This is a genomic window from Providencia sp. UF-183 (assembly GCF_058246155.1).
In genome coordinates, this window is record NZ_JBSICD010000030.1 from 1 (window position 1) to 17,661 (window position 17,661).

The window sequence follows — 17,661 nt, forward strand, 5'->3', positions numbered from 1 at the left end:
AGATGGTGGGTCGTGCAGGATTCGAACCTGCGACCAATTGATTAAAAGTCAACTGCTCTACCGACTGAGCTAACGACCCATCTGGATTATTTCTTTTTACTGCTTCAGGTTTTAGATGGTGGGTCGTGCAGGATTCGAACCTGCGACCAATTGATTAAAAGTCAACTGCTCTACCGACTGAGCTAACGACCCATCTGGATTATTTCTTTTTACTGCTTCAGGTTTTAGATGGTGGGTCGTGCAGGATTCGAACCTGCGACCAATTGATTAAAAGTCAACTGCTCTACCGACTGAGCTAACGACCCATCTTAAAAACTTTTCTAACTAGTCACAGTTTCTTACCCTTCGGGTTGAACCTGCAACCATCTTGTAAAACTCAACTGCTCTACCGACTGAGCTAACGACTCATCTAAAACTAAATTTCTTGTTGTTTTGCGAGATTTTCGGTTAACCGTATTCTCGTATCAACGGCGGCTTATATTACTGATTTCTGACGAGGGTGCAATGATTTTTTTGCAAAAAAAAGATTGAATGCACACTTATCATACTGATAACCCCGAAATATTCGGTAATATCGCTTCGGGGCTAGATATTAAAGTGCACTTAGCTTTTTTTCAGCTAATTTAGAGCCCGCACTGTTTGGATATTGTTTCAACACCTGTTGGTAAACAGCTTTCGCTTTATCTTTTTGTCCCTTGTCTTGCATGATTAGCCCAACTTTATATAAGGCTTCACTGCTTTTTTGGGATTTTGGATATTGCTTCACTACAGTGGCAAAGTAGAATGCAGCGTCGTCCTTGCTACCTTTATTGTAGTTTAACTGCCCCAACCAATAGTTGGCGTTAGATTGATATCCTGACTTAGGGTAGGCTTTAATAAAACCTTGTAATGCACCGATAGCGTCATCAATTTGAGCTTTTGACTTGCTTTCCATTGCGAGCTTAACCGCAGCATTGTAATCATCTTTCTCATTTCCACCTGTGTTGGCAGTTGCCGCTGGCGTATTTGAGGAAGATGATGTATTTGCTGAGCTAGTATCAGGCGCATCACCTGAGTTAGCTGAATTGCCGCCACCCGCATTGTCTAATTGCATGTACAAATCTTTTTGGCGCTCGATGACTTGATTCAATTTGTATTCACTTTCTTGAATCTGACCACGTAACATATCGATATCACGTTGGTTATCAGCGAGTTGCTGTTGAATTTGATACAGAATTTGACCTTGAGAAGATACTGCAGTCTCAAGTTGGGATAGACGGTCACCTGGAGAACCAGATCCGACATTGTTGATTGGCGCTTGGGCAATAGCGGCCCAAGGGGCCGCTACGCCAACCAATAACGACAGACCGACTAGTAAGTGTCTGAAGTTACTGTTCATAATAGATAATTTCGCTTATCTATTAGTATGCAATGACTGCACGACGGTTTTTCGCGTAGTCTGCTTCAGTATGACCTAACACAGCTGGTTTTTCTTTACCGTAAGAAACCAGTGAAACTTGGTCACCAGAAACACCTTTGCTTTGCAGGTACATTTTAACTGCATTAGCACGACGCTCGCCCAGTGCGATGTTGTATTCTGGAGTACCACGCTCATCCGCATGACCTTCAACAACAACACGTACAGATGGGTTGCTACGCAGGAATGCTGCGTGTGCATCTAACATATCAGCGTATTCTGGAGATACGTTGTATTTGTCAAAGCCAAAGTAAACAGTGTTGTTTTGTTGCAGCTGTTCCATTTGCTGACGTGCCAGCTCTTCCGCAGACAGACCAGTGTTAGTTTGGTTAGTAGAAGTATCTACGCCATCTTGGTCATTGTTTTTGTTAGAGCTACAAGCTGCGACTGCCATGATTGGTAACGCGATCATCAGCCCTTTAAGCACTTTATTCAGTTGCATCGTTTTGATCCTTAATATTTTTTGCCACACATTATTATTATGCATCACAGATACGGAGACCAGGCAGGGAATTTGACCTGTCCATCAGTCGCCGGAAGACGCGCTTTGAAACGCCCGTCGGTCGAAACTAGCTGCAATATAGTCCCCAAGCCTTGAGAGGAGCTATAAATTACCATAGTGCCGTTAGGTGCGATACTCGGCGTTTCATCTAGGAACGTTTTCGTTAAAAATTCAACGTTGTTCGTTGCCAGATCTTGTTTGGCGACATGTTGCTGACCGCCGCCGGAGCTGACCATCACTAAGAAAGTACCATCCGGGCTAACATCAGCGTCCTGATTTTGTGTTCCTTCCCAAGATACACGTGTCGGACTGCCACCATTAATATTCATTTTATAAATCTGCGGGCGCCCCGCCTGATCTGAAGTATAGACCAAAGTTTGGCTATCTGGCATCCAGCTTGGCTCAGTATTGTTACTGCGACCATCGGTTACCTGACGAATTTGCCCACTTGCTAAGTCCATAACATATAAATTCAGGCTGCCTGTTTTAGACAGTGCAAATGCCAATTTTGTCCCATCTGGAGAGAATGCAGGTGCCCCATTATGACGTGGGAAAGATGCGACCTGACGAACTGCTCCTGAAGACAATGTTTGAATGACAAGTGCTGAACTACCGCTTTCAAAAGTTACATACGCCAGTTTTTCACCGTCTGGTGACCAAGCAGGCGACATTAGAGGCTCTGGTGAACGGTGAACCGTAAATTGGTTGAAACCGTCGTAATCAGAAACTCGTAATTCATATGGATACTGACCGCCTTTGTTAACAACTACATATGCAATACGTGTACGGAATGCACCACGAATGCCTGTCAGTTTTTCAAAGACTTCATCACTTGCAGTGTGCGCCGCATAGCGTAACCACTCTTTTGTGACTTTAAATTGGTTTTGAGATAATACAGCACCCGGATTAGCGGCAACATCCACTAACTGATAGCTAACCACAAAGCTACCATCTGCTGCTGGCTGTACTTGGCCCACAACCACAGCATTAATACCTAATGCAGTCCACGCATCTGGAATGACTTCCGATGCAGTGCCGGGTTGTTGAGGCATACGGCTTGGCTCAATTGGGTTAAATTTCCCGCTATTACGTAAATCAGCGCCCACGATTTGGCCAACTTCTTGTGGCGGTGCGCCTGCACCAGACCATTTAAAAGGCACCACACCAATTGGTTGAGCTGAGTTTACACCTTCAGTGATCTCAATACGTATTTCAGCCTGAGCCACTGTCGCCCATAGCATTAGGAACCCTAAAACTACTTTAAAAGCCTGCTTCATTCTTATCTCCCTTATTGCGTATTATTTACCACCGCAATAATTCGCTGAATTTTAACAAAGGTATAATAACAAAACTAGATACTACGCAAACTATTTATGCTATTGCCATAAACTTTTCAATACAGATAGCTCTGAGTTATTGAAAATCAAGGCTTAAACACAACAGTGCTACCTGCTTTATTAAATGTATCATAGACCTCGCGGCTAGGCGGTTTTGGCATCGTAGCAAGTTTTGCTGCTCGTATTGCCGCATCACATAACGCTGCGTCATTAGTCGGGCTATTTTTTGGTGTAATACTAACTAACAATCCATCTGGAGCTAGCTTCAATTGCAGATCACAAGTCCGTCCACGAAACGTATCTGAATCATAGAACTTACTTTGAATTGCCGCTTTTACTTTACCTGCATAGCTATCAACATCTGCATTAGAAGCACCTGATTTTTTACCACCACCCGTTCCTGCCGCGGTTTCGCCGCCTTTTTTGCTCGGACCCGATGCCGTTAAGTCACCCAGTAAGTCATCAACTGACGCGGCATTTTTAGCTGCTTCCGCCTTGGCTTTAGCGGCTTTTGCTTTCGCTTCTTTATCGGCTTTTTCTTTGGCTTCTTTATCTGCCTTAGCTTTAGCTTCTTTATCGGCTTTTACTTTAGCCTCTTTTTCTGCTTTTTCTTTGGCTTCTTTTTCCGCTTTTTCTTTCGCTTCTTTTTCGGCTTTGGCTTTAGCGGCTTCCGCTTCTTTTTGTGCTTGAGCTTCGGCTTTGGCTTTTTCTGCCGCTTGCTCTTTTATTAATTTTTCTTTTTCCGCTTTTGCTTTCGCAGCCGCTTCTTCCGCTATTTTTTGCTCTTCCTTAGCTTTCTTCGCGGCGTCTAACGCTTTTTTCTGTTGTTCCTCAGCTTGCTTTTGCTGCTCAGCTGTATCACGTTCAGTTTTAATGCGCTCTTCTTCTAGTTTTTGAAGGCGTTTTTGTTCCTTCTCTTGCTGTTCCCTTAGCTCGGCATCTTGCTTCTGTTCTTGCTCTTTACGCTCTTTAGCCGCTTGTCTGGCCATGTTTTGTTGTTTTTGCATTTCTTCGTATTGCTCAACAACCACGCCGGGGTCGACCATCACCGCATCGATGACAGTCCCTTCTTCTCCGCCACCACCAAGTTTGACGACGGAAACTAAAGAGCCTATAACGATCAAACCAATCAACAGGACGTGCAGCACCACTGACATCACAAGTGACCGATTTAAGTTATCTTTTTTCTCTTTTGTCTTTCCCACTCTGGTATCCAAAAAAAGATGTGTGACTTATTCAAACCACAACAACTCAGCCTAGATAGGCTGAGTCATCAAGCCGACAGATTTAATCCCTGCACTGTGCAAAATGTTCAATGCCTTAATCACTTCCTCATAAGGCACTTCTTTTGCTCCCCCAATTAAGAAAACCGCTTTGGGATTTTTCTCTAATTGAGATTTAGCTTCAGCCGCAATCTGTTCTGGTGGAAGCAATTCTAACACCTCGCCATCAAGGCGCATATTGTATTGCCCCACTCCCGATACTTCTAAAATAATCGGGGGGTTATCACTTGATGATACGGTCTGTGTATCTGTAGCATCCGGTAATTCAACTTCCACGCTTTGAGAAATAATGGGTGCGGTTGCCATAAAGATCAGCAAAAGTACCAACAAGACATCCAGCAATGGAACGATGTTAATTTCGGATTTCAGCTCACGTCTGCGACTTGTGCGCGCCATTCGCTTATCTCCCCGTATTATTTCTTATCAGCAGAGAAGGCTTGACGATGCAAGATGGCTAAAAATTCTTCCATAAAGTTATCGTAGCTTTGTTCTAACTTATTGACACGCTGGTTTAAGCGGTTATACGCCATTACCGCTGGAATTGCGGCAAACAGACCAATTGCCGTTGCGATCAAGGCTTCTGCAATCCCCGGCGCAACCATTTGCAGTGTCGCTTGTTTAACCGCACCTAATGCGATAAAGGCATGCATGATCCCCCAAACCGTACCAAATAAACCAATATATGGGCTAATTGACCCAACGGTACCTAGGAATGGGATGTGTGCCTCTACGGATTCTAATTCACGATTCATTGAAATACGCATTGCACGGGATGCCCCCGTAACCACGGCATCAGGCGCATGGATATTCGCTTGATGTAAACGAACAAATTCTTTAAAGCCTGAATGGAAAATTTGTTCTGCGCCACTGAGTTCATCGCGACGCGCTTGGCTTTCTTTGTATAAGCGCGATAGCTCGATTCCTGACCAGAACTTATCCTCGAATGCCTCTGCTTCACGGCTAGCGGCATTTAAAATTTTGGTTCTTTGAATGATGATCGCCCATGATGCGATAGAAAAACCGATCAAAACGAACATAATGAGCTGAACCAAAAGGCTCGCTTTTAGGAATAAATCCAGGATATTCATGTCAGTCACTGTTTAAACTCCGCGACAATAGACTTAGGAAGCGCTGTAGGCTTCATTTTTGATGTGTCCACACAAGCAATAAGGGCATTAGCCCCACAAAGCAGGTTACCTTGCGAATCAACTAACCTTTGATGAAAGGTTAATGAGGCGCGTTTCATTTCAACAATTTGCGTCTCAACTTCCAACATGTCATCCAACCGAGCGCCCTTCACAAAATCAATTGTCATGCTACGCACAACAAAGCCAAGGTTCTCAGTAAGCATACTTTGCTGGTTGATCCCTTTATTTCGCAACATTTCTGTTCTTGCCCGCTCAAAAAAAGCTAAATAGCGCGCGTGATAAACCACACCGCCCGCATCTGTATCTTCATAATACACGCGAACAGGCCAGCGAAATAACATATCAACCACTCCGTCTTAGGTTAAATTCATTAACGGTGCCACTATACGCAAGACAGTGTCAGTTTGGAATCACTTTGAAAGTAAAGATATCAAAAATAATTATGGGTCCATTGACCCACAATTAGCAATTAGAATTATCTAAAGACTTGAAAAAGTCCCCAAATAAGAATGATGGCTGCTGGCAATGGGTGAAATATTGCACGAAAGATCACTTTTTGCGGTTTAAAACCTACACCAAAAATCATCGCCGTACACGTTGCCCAAATGAGTAATAGCCCTTGCCAAATAAGGAATGAACTGGTCTTGGCTGCAAATAGGCTCGGGTCCCACATGACAGCACCAGCTGTTACTAAAGCTAAAATAAGGATAAGGGCCCTTATCGGCCCCTTATCCATTAGCTGATAGGTTTTATCCACCAGCATATTACTTACTCACCATCTTTAGCGGCTTTAGAGTCTTCAGAGTGCTCTAACGCTAATGCTGCAATCACTGCAAAACTACAAGCTAACAGCGTGCCGAGGATCCAGGCGAAATACCACATAGTTATGCTCCTTAATACAGTGAGTGCTTGTTGCCTTCGATGAAGTTTTTGTCCAGACGACCAAACATTTTGTAGTAACACCATGCGGTGTATGCCAGTACGATTGGAACAAAGATAATAGCAACCACGGTCATCACTTGCAGAGTAAACAGGCTAGAAGTCGCATCCCACATGGTCAAGCTTGCATTTGGCATGATGCTTGAAGGCATGATGAATGGGAACATTGCTACGCCACAAGTTAAAATGATACAAGCGATGGTTAATGAAGAACTAACAAACGCCCAACCATTTTTGTCTGCTTTACTGAACAGCATAGTCAGTAATGGCAGTGCCAGACCCAGTGCAGGCAGAGCCCACAGGATTGGATAAGTGTTGAAGTTAGTCAACCAAGCACCTGAAACCACTTCGACTGTTTTGTTCAGTGGGTTTGATACTGCATGGTGATCCAGTGTTGAGGTCACAACATAGCCATCAATTCCCATCACTAACCAAACGCCTGCGCCCGCAAAGGCTAACAGAGTGACTAATGCACAGATATACGTTGCTTTACGCACACGTAAGTACAGTTCGCCCGTAGTACGCATTTGCAGATAAGTTGCACCTTGGGTAACAATCATCATTAAACCAACTACACCAGCTAACAGACCGTACGGGTTCAGCAGACCAAACAGGTTACCTGTATAGGTTAAGTACTGTTGGTTATCAATTTGCAGTGGAACACCTAATAATAGGTTACCAAACGCAACACCGATAACTAATGGTGGAACGAAACCACCAATAAACAGACCCCAGTCCCACATGTTACGCCATTTTGGGTTCTCCAGTTTTGAACGGTAGTCGAAACCAACCGGACGGAAGAACAATGCAGCTAATACCAAAATCATAGCGATATAGAAACCAGAGAATGACGCAGCATAGACTTGTGGCCATGCAGCGAACATCGCACCACCAGCAGTGATTAACCAAACTTGGTTACCATCCCAGTGCGGTGCAACGGCGTTAATCATGATACGGCGTTCAGTATCTGTTTTACCTAAGATAGGTAATAGGAAGCCAACGCCCATGTCAAAGCCATCCGTGACAGCAAATCCAATCAGTAATACACCGATAAGGATCCACCACACAAACCGAAGAACTTCATAATCAAACATAAGTGGCTCCTATTTACTGAACGTCGTGTGCAGAAGTGTTTTTCTGTTCAAAGTGATAACGACCGGTTTTCAGGCTACTAGGCCCTTTACGAGCGAATTTGAACATTAAGAACATTTCAGCAATTAAGAACAGTGTGTACAGACCACAGATCAGTGCCATAGAGAAGATCAGGTCATGAGTTGTCAAATTAGAGTGTGCGACCGAAACCGGTAACACTTCACCAATTGCCCATGGCTGACGACCATATTCTGCAACGAACCAACCGGCTTCAATTGCAATCCATGGTAATGGGATACCAATCAAGGCGATACGTAACAGCAGTTTGCTTTGACCAATACGGTTGCGAACCACTGACAGGAATGCCCAGCTAATGATTAACAGTAACAGGAAGCCGACACCAACCATGATGCGGAATGCCCAGAACAGAGGACCTACGTTCGGAATACTGTCTTTAACTGCTTTTTGAATCTGTGCTTCTGTCGCATCAACCACATTTGGTGCGTATTGTTTTAACAGAAGACCGTAACCCAGATCTTTTTTGCTTGCTTCGAATGCTGCACGCAAATCAGGATCTTTGTTACCCGCTAACAGCTCTTGTAACTGACCATATGCAACCATACCGTTACGAATACGAACTTCGTGCTGTTTCATCAGGTCTTTCAGACCTAATACAGGCGTATCGATAGAACGGGTTGCAATGATACCCATCGCCCAAGGAATTGAGATAGCAAATTTGTTTTCTTGCTTCTCAGTATCCGGCCAAGCGATTAAGTTAAACGCAGCTGGTGGAGCATGGGTTTCCCACTCTGCTTCAACAGCGGCCAGTTTGGTTTTCTGAACGTCGCCCATTTCGTAACCTGATTCATCACCAAGAACGATAACAGACAGAACGGCAGCAATACCAAAGCTTGCAGCAATTGCAAAAGAACGTTTAGCAAAAGCAACATCACGACCTTTAAGCAGGTAGTAAGAGCTAATACCAAGGATAAACATTGCACCGGTACAATAACCCGCAGCAACTGTGTGGACGAACTTAACCTGCGCAACTGGGTTTAAGACTAGCTCAGAGAAGCTAACCATTTCCATACGCATTGTTTCGAAGTTGAAATCAGCAGCGATTGGGTTTTGCATCCAACCGTTCGCAACCAAGATCCACAAAGCAGAGAAGTTAGAACCTAAAGCAACTAACCATGTTACAGCTAGGTGTTGTTTTTTGCTTAAACGATCCCAACCAAAGAAGAATAAACCGACGAACGTTGATTCTAAGAAGAACGCCATCAGACCTTCGATTGCAAGAGGTGCACCGAAGATATCTCCTACATAGTGCGCGTAGTAAGACCAGTTAGTCCCGAATTGGAACTCCATAGTCAGACCCGTTGCAACACCCAGGGCGAAGTTAATACCAAATAACTTACCCCAGAACTTAGTCATATCTTTATAAATTTGCTTGCCAGACAGCACATATACCGTTTCCATGATCGCAAGCAAAAACGCCATACCGAGCGTTAATGGTACGAACAGGAAGTGATACATCGCAGTTAAGGCAAACTGTAATCGTGACAGTTCGACAATATCAAACATCTTGACTCCTTGCTCCTAGCAGGAAGACACCGACTTGCGGCAACCCAGCTTCCAAATTATGTTTTTAGAAAGCCTCTTAACTACCAGCAAAAAATGCCTCAAAACAACAAATAATTAACAAAATTAAAAGAACGAACGTTACTATAATAATAGTACGCCTATCTTCACATACAATAAACTTCTTTTACGTGACTCAGATTTGAATTCTGAATTTACATCAATAATTATACTCTTTAATAGAAAACCGAGTATTTGATCGAGCACCAATTTAAGCAATTTAACAAAATAAAGCCAGCTCCAATGAATTGATTTACGTCAATTTTTTTCATCTTGTTAATTGTTCTGAGCTTCAGTCAATTAATGGTTATTCACTTGTTAATGTGCTGTTATTGGTATTGATATAAATGTACTTAATTTTGCCAAAGGTTAACAAATAAATATAACCTTTGTATTAAGGACTCCAAAAAAGAATATTTAATTTGTAATAGTATCTTATTTTAAAGTTATTATGAATTTTATTAATATCCGAATCTAACTCAACTAAACCCCTATATTCGGATAATTGTTCCCCCCTAAAAGTTATAAATTTGATGTGCCGCAATTTCGCTATTTTTTGCATAAAGTGCGAACACTCCCCTATCGTTTGCTAACCCACGCACTTTTTTGTCCTTATAACGGTCATCAATGCGCTTTCTGGTGCATTTTTTTTAAGTATAGACACTCTTTTTTAGAAAACCTTATAAGTGGTACAGAAATTATGTTAGGCCCCATAAGTGCAGCCCAACGCGAGGCATAAAAAAACCCGTGCTCAAATAAGCACGGGCTTTCGTCTCTTACGGTTGCTAGTTGCCTAGCAGATCATTTACTTGTTCAGCAATGATTTAACGGCATCACCGATATCTGCAAGGCTACGAACGGTTTTCACGCCCGCCGCTTCTAATGCAGCAAATTTCTCATCAGCAGTACCTTTACCACCAGCGATAATTGCACCAGCGTGACCCATACGTTTACCTTTCGGCGCAGTCACACCCGCGATGTAACCGACAACAGGCTTAGTCACGTGCTCTTTAATATACGCTGCCGCTTCTTCTTCTGCGTTACCACCGATTTCACCGATCATCACGATCGCTTCAGTTTGTGGGTCAGCTTGGAACATTTCCAGAATATCAATAAAGTTTGAACCTGGGATTGGGTCACCACCGATACCAACACAGGTAGATTGGCCTAAACCTGCATCTGTGGTTTGTTTAACCGCTTCATAGGTCAGTGTACCTGAACGAGAAACGATACCCACTTTACCTGGTAAGTGAATGTGGCCTGGTTGGATACCAATCTTACATTGACCTGGAGTGATTACACCTGGGCAGTTTGGACCAATCATGCGAACGCCAGCTTCATCTAATTTCACTTTAACAGTCAGCATATCCAGCGTTGGGATACCTTCAGTGATAGTGATGATCAGTTTAATGCCTGCATCGATAGCTTCTAAGATAGAATCTTTACAAAATGGTGCTGGAACGTAGATAACAGAGGCCGTTGCGCCTGTTGCTTCAACCGCTTCGCGCACGGTGTTAAATACTGGCAGACCGAGGTGAGTTGTGCCGCCTTTACCTGGAGTCACACCACCAACCATTTGTGTTCCATAAGCAATTGCTTGTTCTGAGTGGAATGTACCTTGACCACCAGTGAAACCTTGGCAAATTACTTTGGTGTTTTTATCGATTAAAATAGACATTATTTAGCCTCCGCTGCTGCTACTGCTTTTTTAGCTGCGTCAGTCAGGCTGTTTGCAGCGATAATGTTCAAGCCGCTGTCTGCCAGTTTCTTAGCACCTAACTCAGCATTGTTACCTTCTAAACGCACAACTACTGGTACATTTACGCCAACTTCTTCAACTGCACCAATGATGCCGTCTGCAATCAGGTCGCAACGAACGATACCACCAAAGATGTTAACGAAAACCGCTTTTACGTTTTCATCAGAAAGAATGATTTTAAATGCTTCAGTAACACGCTCTTTTGTCGCGCCACCGCCAACGTCTAAGAAGTTAGCTGGTGCACCACCGTGCAGTTTAACGATGTCCATGGTACCCATTGCTAGGCCCGCACCGTTAACCATACAACCGATGTTGCCGTCTAATGCAACGTAGTTCAGTTCCCACTGAGCCGCTTGTGCTTCACGCGCATCTTCTTGAGATTCGTCACGCAGTTCACGGATTTCAGGCTGACGATATAATGCGTTGCTGTCGATGCCTAATTTACCATCTAAGCATACTAAGTCGCCCGCAGTGCTGATAACCAATGGGTTGATTTCAGCTAATGCTAAATCACGCTCAAGGAACAGTGTCGCCAGACCCATGAAGATTTTCGCAAATTGGCTAACTTGTTTACCTGTTAAGCCTAATTTGAACGCTAATTCACGGCCTTGGAAAGGCATTGGACCAGTCAGTGGGTCAATAATCGCTTTGTGGATCAGTTCCGGTGTTTCTTCCGCAACTTTCTCGATTTCCACGCCACCTTCAGTCGATGCCATGAAAACAACACGACGGGTGCTACGGTCAACAACTGCACCTAAATATAATTCTTTTGCAATGTCAGTCGCCGTTTCAACCAGAATTTGGTTAACAGGCTGGCCATTTGCATCTGTTTGATAGGTAACTAAGTTTTTACCTAACCAGTTTTCTGCAAAGGCTTTAACTTCATTGATATCGCTGGTCACTTTAACGCCGCCAGCTTTACCACGTCCACCTGCGTGAACTTGGCATTTAATTACCCATGGGCCGTTGCCAATTTTTTTCGCAGCATCGACGGTTTCAGCGACTGATGAACAGGCATAACCTGTTGGTGCAGGCATCCCATAACGTGCAAACAACTGTTTTGCCTGGTACTCGTGTAAATTCATGATGTTCTATCCATAATTGAGTCTGAAGAGGCGTTTATTCGCCTCCTGCAATTGTTACTGATTTAGCAACCCGCGAACGGGTTGCATCGGTTACTTCAGACCGGGCAGGTTGTTCCCTGCCCTGTTATGTTGCTATACGTCCAGCAGTAAACGAGTTGGATCTTCCAGCATATCTTTGATAGCGACTAAGAAGCCGACTGACTCGCTACCATCGATTAAGCGGTGGTCATAAGACAGCGCTAAGTACATCATAGGAAGAATCTCTACCTTACCATTTACAGCCATAGGGCGGTCTTTAATGGCATGCATGCCTAAAATTGCGCTCTGTGGTGGGTTAATGATAGGTGTAGACATCAGAGAACCGAATACGCCACCATTAGTGATAGTGAAGTTACCGCCGCTTAAGTCTTCAACAGTTAATTTACCGTCACGACCTTTAACAGCCAGTTCTTTAATTTTCTTCTCGATATCAGCCATGCTCATTGCATCGACATCGCGCAGTACTGGGGTGACCAGACCACGAGGTGTTGATACCGCGATGCTGATATCAAAGTAGTTATGGTAAACCACATCACTGCCATCAATAGAAGCGTTCACTTCTGGATAGCGTTTCAGTGCTTCAACCGCCGCTTTAACATAGAAAGACATGAAACCTAAACGTACGCCGTGACGTTTTTCGAACGCTTCGCCATACTGTTTACGTAAGTCTTTGATTGGTTGCATGTTGATTTCGTTGAACGTGGTCAACATTGCTGTGGTGTTTTTCGCTTCTAACAGACGCTCTGCGATACGTTTACGTAAACGTGTCATTGGAACACGTTTTTCGCTACGGTGCGCTAAAGGAGCCTGTGGCGCAGCTGGTGCAGAAGCTGCTGGTGCTGCGGATTTGTTTGCCGCTAAGTGTTTTTCAACATCTTCACGTGTTAAACGACCGCCAACACCCGTACCTTTAATGTTCGCAGGGTTCAGGTCATGTTCTGCAATCAGACGACGAATTGCTGGGCTCAGCGCATCGTTGCTTTCATCTTCTAAACTCGCAGTTTGGCGCTGAGCTGGTGTTGCTTCTTGCGCGCTTTTCACTTCCGCAGGAATGCCAGTGCTGTCGCCTAAACGAATACGGCCTAACAATTGTTTAGATAATACCGTTGCGCCTTCGTCTTCAACGATAGCTTCTAATACGCCCGCTTCGCTCGCTGGCACTTCCAGTACCACTTTATCTGTTTCGATCTCAACCAGGACTTCATCACGCTGAACACTGTCACCTGGTTTTTTATGCCATGTGGCAACCGTAGCATCGGCAACGGACTCAGGAAGATCGGGAACAAGAATTTCTACGCTACTCATTTTCTATCCTTTAATTATTCAATGTTCAAAGCGTCATTGACCAGAGCTTTCTGTTGCTCTTGGTGTACGGACGCATAGCCAACTGCTGGAGATGAAGAAGCAGCTCGACCTGCATAACGTAAAGTTGCCCCAGCTGGGATAGCTTCACGGAAATTATGTTGACTGCAATACCAAGCGCCTTGGTTTAATGGCTCTTCTTGACACCATACAAAGTCTTTCACACTGGTAAATTGCGCCAACGCTTTTTGGATGTCTTCGTGTGGGAACGGATATAGCTGTTCGATACGCACGATAGCCACATCAGTTTGTTCATTCTTACGACGTTGTTCTAACAGATCGTAATAAACTTTACCTGAACACATCACGACGCGTTTCACATTTTTCGGATTGATTTCATCGATTTCACCGATAACTGGTTCAAATGTGCCATTTGCCAGTTCTTCCATGCTAGACACTGCTAATGGGTGACGTAACAGAGATTTAGGTGACATCACAATCAGAGGACGACGCATACCACGCAGGGCTTGACGACGTAACATGTGATAAACCTGAGCCGGTGTTGACGGTACACACACTTGCATATTTTGGTCAGCACACAGTTGCAGGTAACGCTCTAAACGTGCAGATGAGTGCTCTGGGCCCTGACCTTCATAACCATGAGGCAGTAACATGACCAGACCACACATACGACCCCATTTTTGCTCACCAGAGCTAATAAATTGGTCGATAACCACTTGCGCACAGTTAGCAAAGTCACCAAATTGCGCTTCCCAGATGGTCAGAGCGCGAGGTTCAGTCGTTGCATAACCGTATTCGAACGCTAATACCGCATTTTCAGTCAGAACAGAGTCCCAAACGTTGAACACGCCTTGGCCGTTATGAATGTTTTGCAGTGGAACGTAGACAGAACCGTTAGTTTGGTTGTGAACAACCGCATGACGGTGGAAGAAGGTTCCGCGGCCCGCATCTTCACCGGATAAACGCACTGGAACGCCTTCATCAACTAACGTTGCATACGCTAAAGTCTCAGCTGCACCCCAGTCGAGTAATTTATTGCCTTTCGCCATTTCTGCGCGGTCAGCATAGATTTTCTCAACACGAGATTGTGCGACAACACCTTCAGGGATAGTGCTGACTTTAACAGCCAGATCCGTTAAGCGTTTGATATCAACTGTTGATTTGTAGGATGCATCCCATTCATGGTTCAGATATGGTGCCCATGTGTATGAGTTCAGACCCATTTCACGGTACTCTTCAACCACACAGTTACCCGCATCTAACGCATCGCGGTACAGGTTAACCATTTCTGTCACATCATTTGCACTCAATACGTTTTCTGCAATTAAGCGGTCTGCGTAGATTTTACGTGGTGTTGGGTGCTGTTTGATTTTTTGGTACATCACAGGCTGAGTTGCACTTGGCTCATCGGCTTCGTTATGACCATGACGGCGGTAACAGACTAAATCGATCATCACATCGCGTTTAAAGGTATTACGGAAGTCCAGCGCTAAACGTGTGACAAATGAAACCGCTTCTGGGTCATCCGCATTCACGTGGAAAATTGGCGCCTGAACCATCTTCACGATGTCAGTACAGTATTCTGTTGAACGTGTATCTTTCGGGTTTGAGGTGGTGAAACCAATTTGGTTGTTAATAACGATACGCATGGTACCGCCCACTTCATAACCACGTGCTTGAGACATGTTCAGGGTTTCTTGCACAACGCCTTGACCAGTTACTGCTGAGTCACCGTGAATAGTGATTGGCAGAACCATGTTACTGCGACCTTCATCTAAACGGTCACGACGAGCGCGTACAGAACCGATTACCACTGGGCTAACGATTTCAAGGTGCGATGGGTTAAACGCCAGCGCTAAGTGAACACGTGAACCGGCGGTTTCAAAGTCAGACGAGAAACCTTGGTGATATTTAACGTCACCCGCACTTGAATGATCTTTGTGTTTACCCGCGAACTCATCAAATAATTCGCCCGGTTTTTTACCTAAGATATTAACCAGTACGTTTAAGCGACCACGGTGCGCCATACCCAGCACAACTTCGCGAGTATCTTGTTTGCCAGCGTGGTGGATTAAGTCTTTCAGCATTGGGATCAGTGAATCACCACCTTCCAATGAGAAACGTTTTGCACCCGGGAATTTAGCCCCGATGTAGCGCTCAAGACCTTCAGCCGCGGTTAGCTCAGACAGGAAGCGTTTTTTCTCATCCGCAGAGAAAACTTTAGACACGTCAACAGACTCAAGACGTTGTTGAATCCAACGTTTTTCTTCTGTATTGGTGATGTGCATATATTCCGCACCGATTGAACCGCAGTAAATGCGTTTCAGGTTGTCATATAGCTCGCTGAGTTTCATGGTTTCTTTGCCGATAGCAAAAGAACCGACGTTGAAGGTTTCGTTGAAATCTTCTTTCGTTAAGTTATGGAAAGCTGGGTCTAAATCTGGAACAGATTCGCGATTCCATAGCCCTAACGGGTCAAGGTTGGCATTTTGATGTCCGCGAAAGCGGAATGCATTAATTAACTGCAAAACTTTGACTTGTTTTGCATCGATAGCTGGATCGCTAACAGAGGTGTGATAACGAGTAGAGTCTTTTGCTAAGCGGCGGAAGTAATCGCGCGCTTGGGAGTGGAATTGCTCACCATTGGTGCCGAGGGCTGCACCTGGTAGTTGCTCAAAAATGGCTTTCCACTCGGCATCGACAGAGTTAGGGTCAGTCAGATAATCTTCATAGAGCTGTTCTATATAAGTCTGGTTCGCGCCTGCCAGAAAGCTTGAATCCAGCCAGTCCTTCATTACGCCGTTCTGCATTGTGATCCCTTAAGCTTTAAAAGCTTTAGTTTTCGCCGTGGTTAACTAATCGCCGCATTTAAGCGACCTCGATAAAGGTTCTCTTGGACGTGCTTTATGCATGTTCTCTCTTTGGGAGGCCCTTTATCAGTAAGGGTTTCCCTTTTAAGGAACCTTTAAAAACTGGCTGCGGTTTTTAAAGGCCCCTAAGATTACGCTTTCGTCTTCTTCATCTTTTGCAGTTGGCTATTTTTTTTACTTTTTACTGTTACTTTCGTTACGTTCACTTTTTTGCGCTTTTGTTGTTACAACGTTTTATTTAATGCTACGTTTTATTGATGACAATGTTACTTTCTGATGACCTTTATGGGTATTTGGTTTTCGCGCTTTTGTGACCTTAAGCGCTATTTAAATCAAAATCTTGGATTTACTTTACGCTTTATTTTTAACTTATGTTTTTATTTCGTGCTATTTCCATTTTAGCCCGCAGTACCAAGGCACTGCGGGTTAAATTTAGCTATTAAGCACTATGTTTTAGCAACATAGATTTAATATGACCAATAGCTTTTGTTGGATTTAGTCCTTTAGGGCATACATTGACACAATTCATGATGCTATGACAGCGGAAAACACTGAAAGCGTCGTTCAGATCATCTAATCGCGAATCGGTTTCAGTATCACGGCTATCAATCAAGAAACGATATGCCGCTAACAGGCCTGCTGGACCAATAAATTTGTCCGGATTCCACCAGAAAGATGGGCAAGAAGTCGAACAACATGCACACAAGATACACTCGTATAAACCATCGAGTTTTTCACGTTGTGCAGGAGTTTGTAAATTCTCACGCGCAGGTGGATTTTTGTTGTCATTAATCAGATATGGACGGATTTTTTCGTATTGGGTGTAGAACTGAGTCATGTCGATGATCAGGTCACGTACAACGGGCAGACCTGGCAATGGACGAATGACAATTTTCTTCCCACCACGGATTAAAGCAGATAATGGCGTGATACAAGCCAACCCGTTTTTACCGTTCATGTTCAGACCATCAGAACCACATACCCCTTCACGACAAGAACGACGGAAGGATAATGTTGGGTCTTGCTCTTTAATTTGGATTAACGCATCCAGCAACATCATGTCACGCCCTTCTGGGACTTCTAGCGTGTAATCTTGCATACGTGGTGCGTTGTCCACATCAGGATTGTAGCGATAAATCGAAAATTGTAATTTCATAGTTTATTTCTCCGCAACTGGATTAACACCA

16 protein-coding genes and 3 tRNA genes are annotated in these 17,661 nt (G+C 44.1%); all 19 read right to left on the reverse strand.

Translation table 11 applies throughout. From position 1 onward, the window contains the following. Positions 1-3 precede the first annotated feature (3 nt). The 19 genes from AC4IFT_RS20495 to AC4IFT_RS20585 all read right to left on the reverse strand — a co-directional run bounded on the left by AC4IFT_RS20495 (position 4) and on the right by AC4IFT_RS20585 (position 17,630). Positions 4-79, reverse strand: a tRNA-Lys gene (locus AC4IFT_RS20495). A 37-nt stretch (positions 80-116) separates the two neighbouring features. Beyond that, positions 117-192 (reverse strand) — tRNA-Lys (locus AC4IFT_RS20500). Between the two features lie 37 nt (positions 193-229). Continuing rightward, a tRNA-Lys gene (locus AC4IFT_RS20505) sits at positions 230-305 on the reverse strand. 287 nt (positions 306-592) lie between these two features. Then, positions 593-1,378 (reverse strand): cell division protein CpoB, encoded by a 786-nt coding sequence (gene cpoB / locus AC4IFT_RS20510; protein ID WP_490737142.1) that lies wholly within the window; start codon positions 1,376-1,378, stop codon positions 593-595. Between the two features lie 22 nt (positions 1,379-1,400). Then, complete coding sequence (pal, locus tag AC4IFT_RS20515; protein ID WP_047756402.1) at positions 1,401-1,898, reverse strand: peptidoglycan-associated lipoprotein Pal; 498 nt, start codon at positions 1,896-1,898, stop codon at positions 1,401-1,403. A 44-nt stretch (positions 1,899-1,942) separates the two neighbouring features. Continuing rightward, the gene (tolB, locus tag AC4IFT_RS20520; RefSeq protein ID WP_206085310.1) at positions 1,943-3,235 is read right to left on the reverse strand and encodes a Tol-Pal system beta propeller repeat protein TolB; all 1,293 of its coding nucleotides are present in this window, start codon (positions 3,233-3,235) and stop codon (positions 1,943-1,945) included. A gap of 146 nt (positions 3,236-3,381) precedes the next feature. Then, positions 3,382-4,500 (reverse strand): cell envelope integrity protein TolA, encoded by a 1,119-nt coding sequence (gene tolA / locus AC4IFT_RS20525; RefSeq protein WP_490752565.1) that lies wholly within the window; start codon positions 4,498-4,500, stop codon positions 3,382-3,384. Between the two features lie 51 nt (positions 4,501-4,551). After that, complete coding sequence (tolR, locus tag AC4IFT_RS20530) at positions 4,552-4,974, reverse strand: colicin uptake protein TolR (RefSeq protein ID WP_102138335.1); 423 nt, start codon at positions 4,972-4,974, stop codon at positions 4,552-4,554. Positions 4,975-4,991: 17 nt separating this feature from the next. Beyond that, complete coding sequence (tolQ, locus tag AC4IFT_RS20535) at positions 4,992-5,675, reverse strand: Tol-Pal system protein TolQ (RefSeq protein ID WP_206085308.1); 684 nt, start codon at positions 5,673-5,675, stop codon at positions 4,992-4,994. Further along, the gene (ybgC, locus tag AC4IFT_RS20540) at positions 5,672-6,076 is read right to left on the reverse strand and encodes a tol-pal system-associated acyl-CoA thioesterase (protein ID WP_219244294.1); all 405 of its coding nucleotides are present in this window, start codon (positions 6,074-6,076) and stop codon (positions 5,672-5,674) included. Before ybgC ends, tolQ begins: the two co-directional genes overlap by 4 nt. A 125-nt stretch (positions 6,077-6,201) precedes the next feature. After that, positions 6,202-6,489 (reverse strand): cyd operon protein YbgE, encoded by a 288-nt coding sequence (gene ybgE / locus AC4IFT_RS20545; RefSeq protein WP_490737148.1) that lies wholly within the window; start codon positions 6,487-6,489, stop codon positions 6,202-6,204. A gap of 5 nt (positions 6,490-6,494) precedes the next feature. Continuing rightward, positions 6,495-6,608, reverse strand: coding sequence for a cytochrome bd-I oxidase subunit CydX (cydX, locus tag AC4IFT_RS20550; protein ID WP_004909083.1), 114 nt, complete (start codon positions 6,606-6,608; stop codon positions 6,495-6,497). Positions 6,609-6,619: 11 nt separating this feature from the next. Next, on the reverse strand, positions 6,620-7,759 hold the full coding sequence (gene cydB, locus AC4IFT_RS20555) for a cytochrome d ubiquinol oxidase subunit II (RefSeq protein WP_219244296.1): 1,140 nt from the start codon (positions 7,757-7,759) through the stop codon (positions 6,620-6,622). Between the two features lie 13 nt (positions 7,760-7,772). After that, positions 7,773-9,341 (reverse strand): cytochrome ubiquinol oxidase subunit I, encoded by a 1,569-nt coding sequence (gene cydA / locus AC4IFT_RS20560; protein ID WP_490737151.1) that lies wholly within the window; start codon positions 9,339-9,341, stop codon positions 7,773-7,775. 862 nt (positions 9,342-10,203) lie between these two features. Further along, entirely contained in the window at positions 10,204-11,076 is an 873-nt protein-coding gene (gene sucD / locus AC4IFT_RS20565) for a succinate--CoA ligase subunit alpha (RefSeq protein ID WP_490737153.1), read from the reverse strand. After that, the gene (gene sucC, locus AC4IFT_RS20570; RefSeq protein ID WP_206085302.1) at positions 11,076-12,242 is read right to left on the reverse strand and encodes an ADP-forming succinate--CoA ligase subunit beta; all 1,167 of its coding nucleotides are present in this window, start codon (positions 12,240-12,242) and stop codon (positions 11,076-11,078) included. Before sucC ends, sucD begins: the two co-directional genes overlap by 1 nt. Before the next feature lie 132 nt (positions 12,243-12,374). Beyond that, positions 12,375-13,586, reverse strand: a complete 1,212-nt coding sequence (odhB, locus tag AC4IFT_RS20575; protein WP_353243813.1) for a 2-oxoglutarate dehydrogenase complex dihydrolipoyllysine-residue succinyltransferase — start codon at positions 13,584-13,586, stop codon at positions 12,375-12,377. A gap of 14 nt (positions 13,587-13,600) precedes the next feature. Then, positions 13,601-16,414 (reverse strand): 2-oxoglutarate dehydrogenase E1 component, encoded by a 2,814-nt coding sequence (gene sucA, locus AC4IFT_RS20580; protein WP_490752567.1) that lies wholly within the window; start codon positions 16,412-16,414, stop codon positions 13,601-13,603. Between the two features lie 499 nt (positions 16,415-16,913). After that, complete coding sequence (locus tag AC4IFT_RS20585) at positions 16,914-17,630, reverse strand: succinate dehydrogenase iron-sulfur subunit (protein WP_004256824.1); 717 nt, start codon at positions 17,628-17,630, stop codon at positions 16,914-16,916. Between the last annotated feature and the right edge of the window lie 31 nt (positions 17,631-17,661).

Excerpts from the sequence above, each read along its gene's own strand:
- cpoB (WP_490737142.1), bottom strand. The coding sequence starts at position 1,378 with ATGAACAGTAACTTCAGACACTTACTAGTCGGTCTGTCGTTATTGGTT.
- pal (WP_047756402.1), bottom strand. The coding sequence starts at position 1,898 with ATGCAACTGAATAAAGTGCTTAAAGGGCTGATGATCGCGTTACCAATC.
- tolB (WP_206085310.1), bottom strand. The coding sequence starts at position 3,235 with ATGAAGCAGGCTTTTAAAGTAGTTTTAGGGTTCCTAATGCTATGGGCG.
- tolR (WP_102138335.1), bottom strand. The coding sequence starts at position 4,974 with ATGGCGCGCACAAGTCGCAGACGTGAGCTGAAATCCGAAATTAACATC.
- ybgE (WP_490737148.1), bottom strand. The coding sequence starts at position 6,489 with ATGCTGGTGGATAAAACCTATCAGCTAATGGATAAGGGGCCGATAAGG.
- cydX (WP_004909083.1), bottom strand. The coding sequence starts at position 6,608 with ATGTGGTATTTCGCCTGGATCCTCGGCACGCTGTTAGCTTGTAGTTTT.
- cydB (WP_219244296.1), bottom strand. The coding sequence starts at position 7,759 with ATGTTTGATTATGAAGTTCTTCGGTTTGTGTGGTGGATCCTTATCGGT.
- cydA (WP_490737151.1), bottom strand. The coding sequence starts at position 9,341 with ATGTTTGATATTGTCGAACTGTCACGATTACAGTTTGCCTTAACTGCG.
- sucD (WP_490737153.1), bottom strand. The coding sequence starts at position 11,076 with ATGTCTATTTTAATCGATAAAAACACCAAAGTAATTTGCCAAGGTTTC.
- sucC (WP_206085302.1), bottom strand. The coding sequence starts at position 12,242 with ATGAATTTACACGAGTACCAGGCAAAACAGTTGTTTGCACGTTATGGG.
- odhB (WP_353243813.1), bottom strand. The coding sequence starts at position 13,586 with ATGAGTAGCGTAGAAATTCTTGTTCCCGATCTTCCTGAGTCCGTTGCC.
- sucA (WP_490752567.1), bottom strand. The coding sequence starts at position 16,414 with ATGCAGAACGGCGTAATGAAGGACTGGCTGGATTCAAGCTTTCTGGCA.
- AC4IFT_RS20585 (WP_004256824.1), bottom strand. The coding sequence starts at position 17,630 with ATGAAATTACAATTTTCGATTTATCGCTACAATCCTGATGTGGACAAC.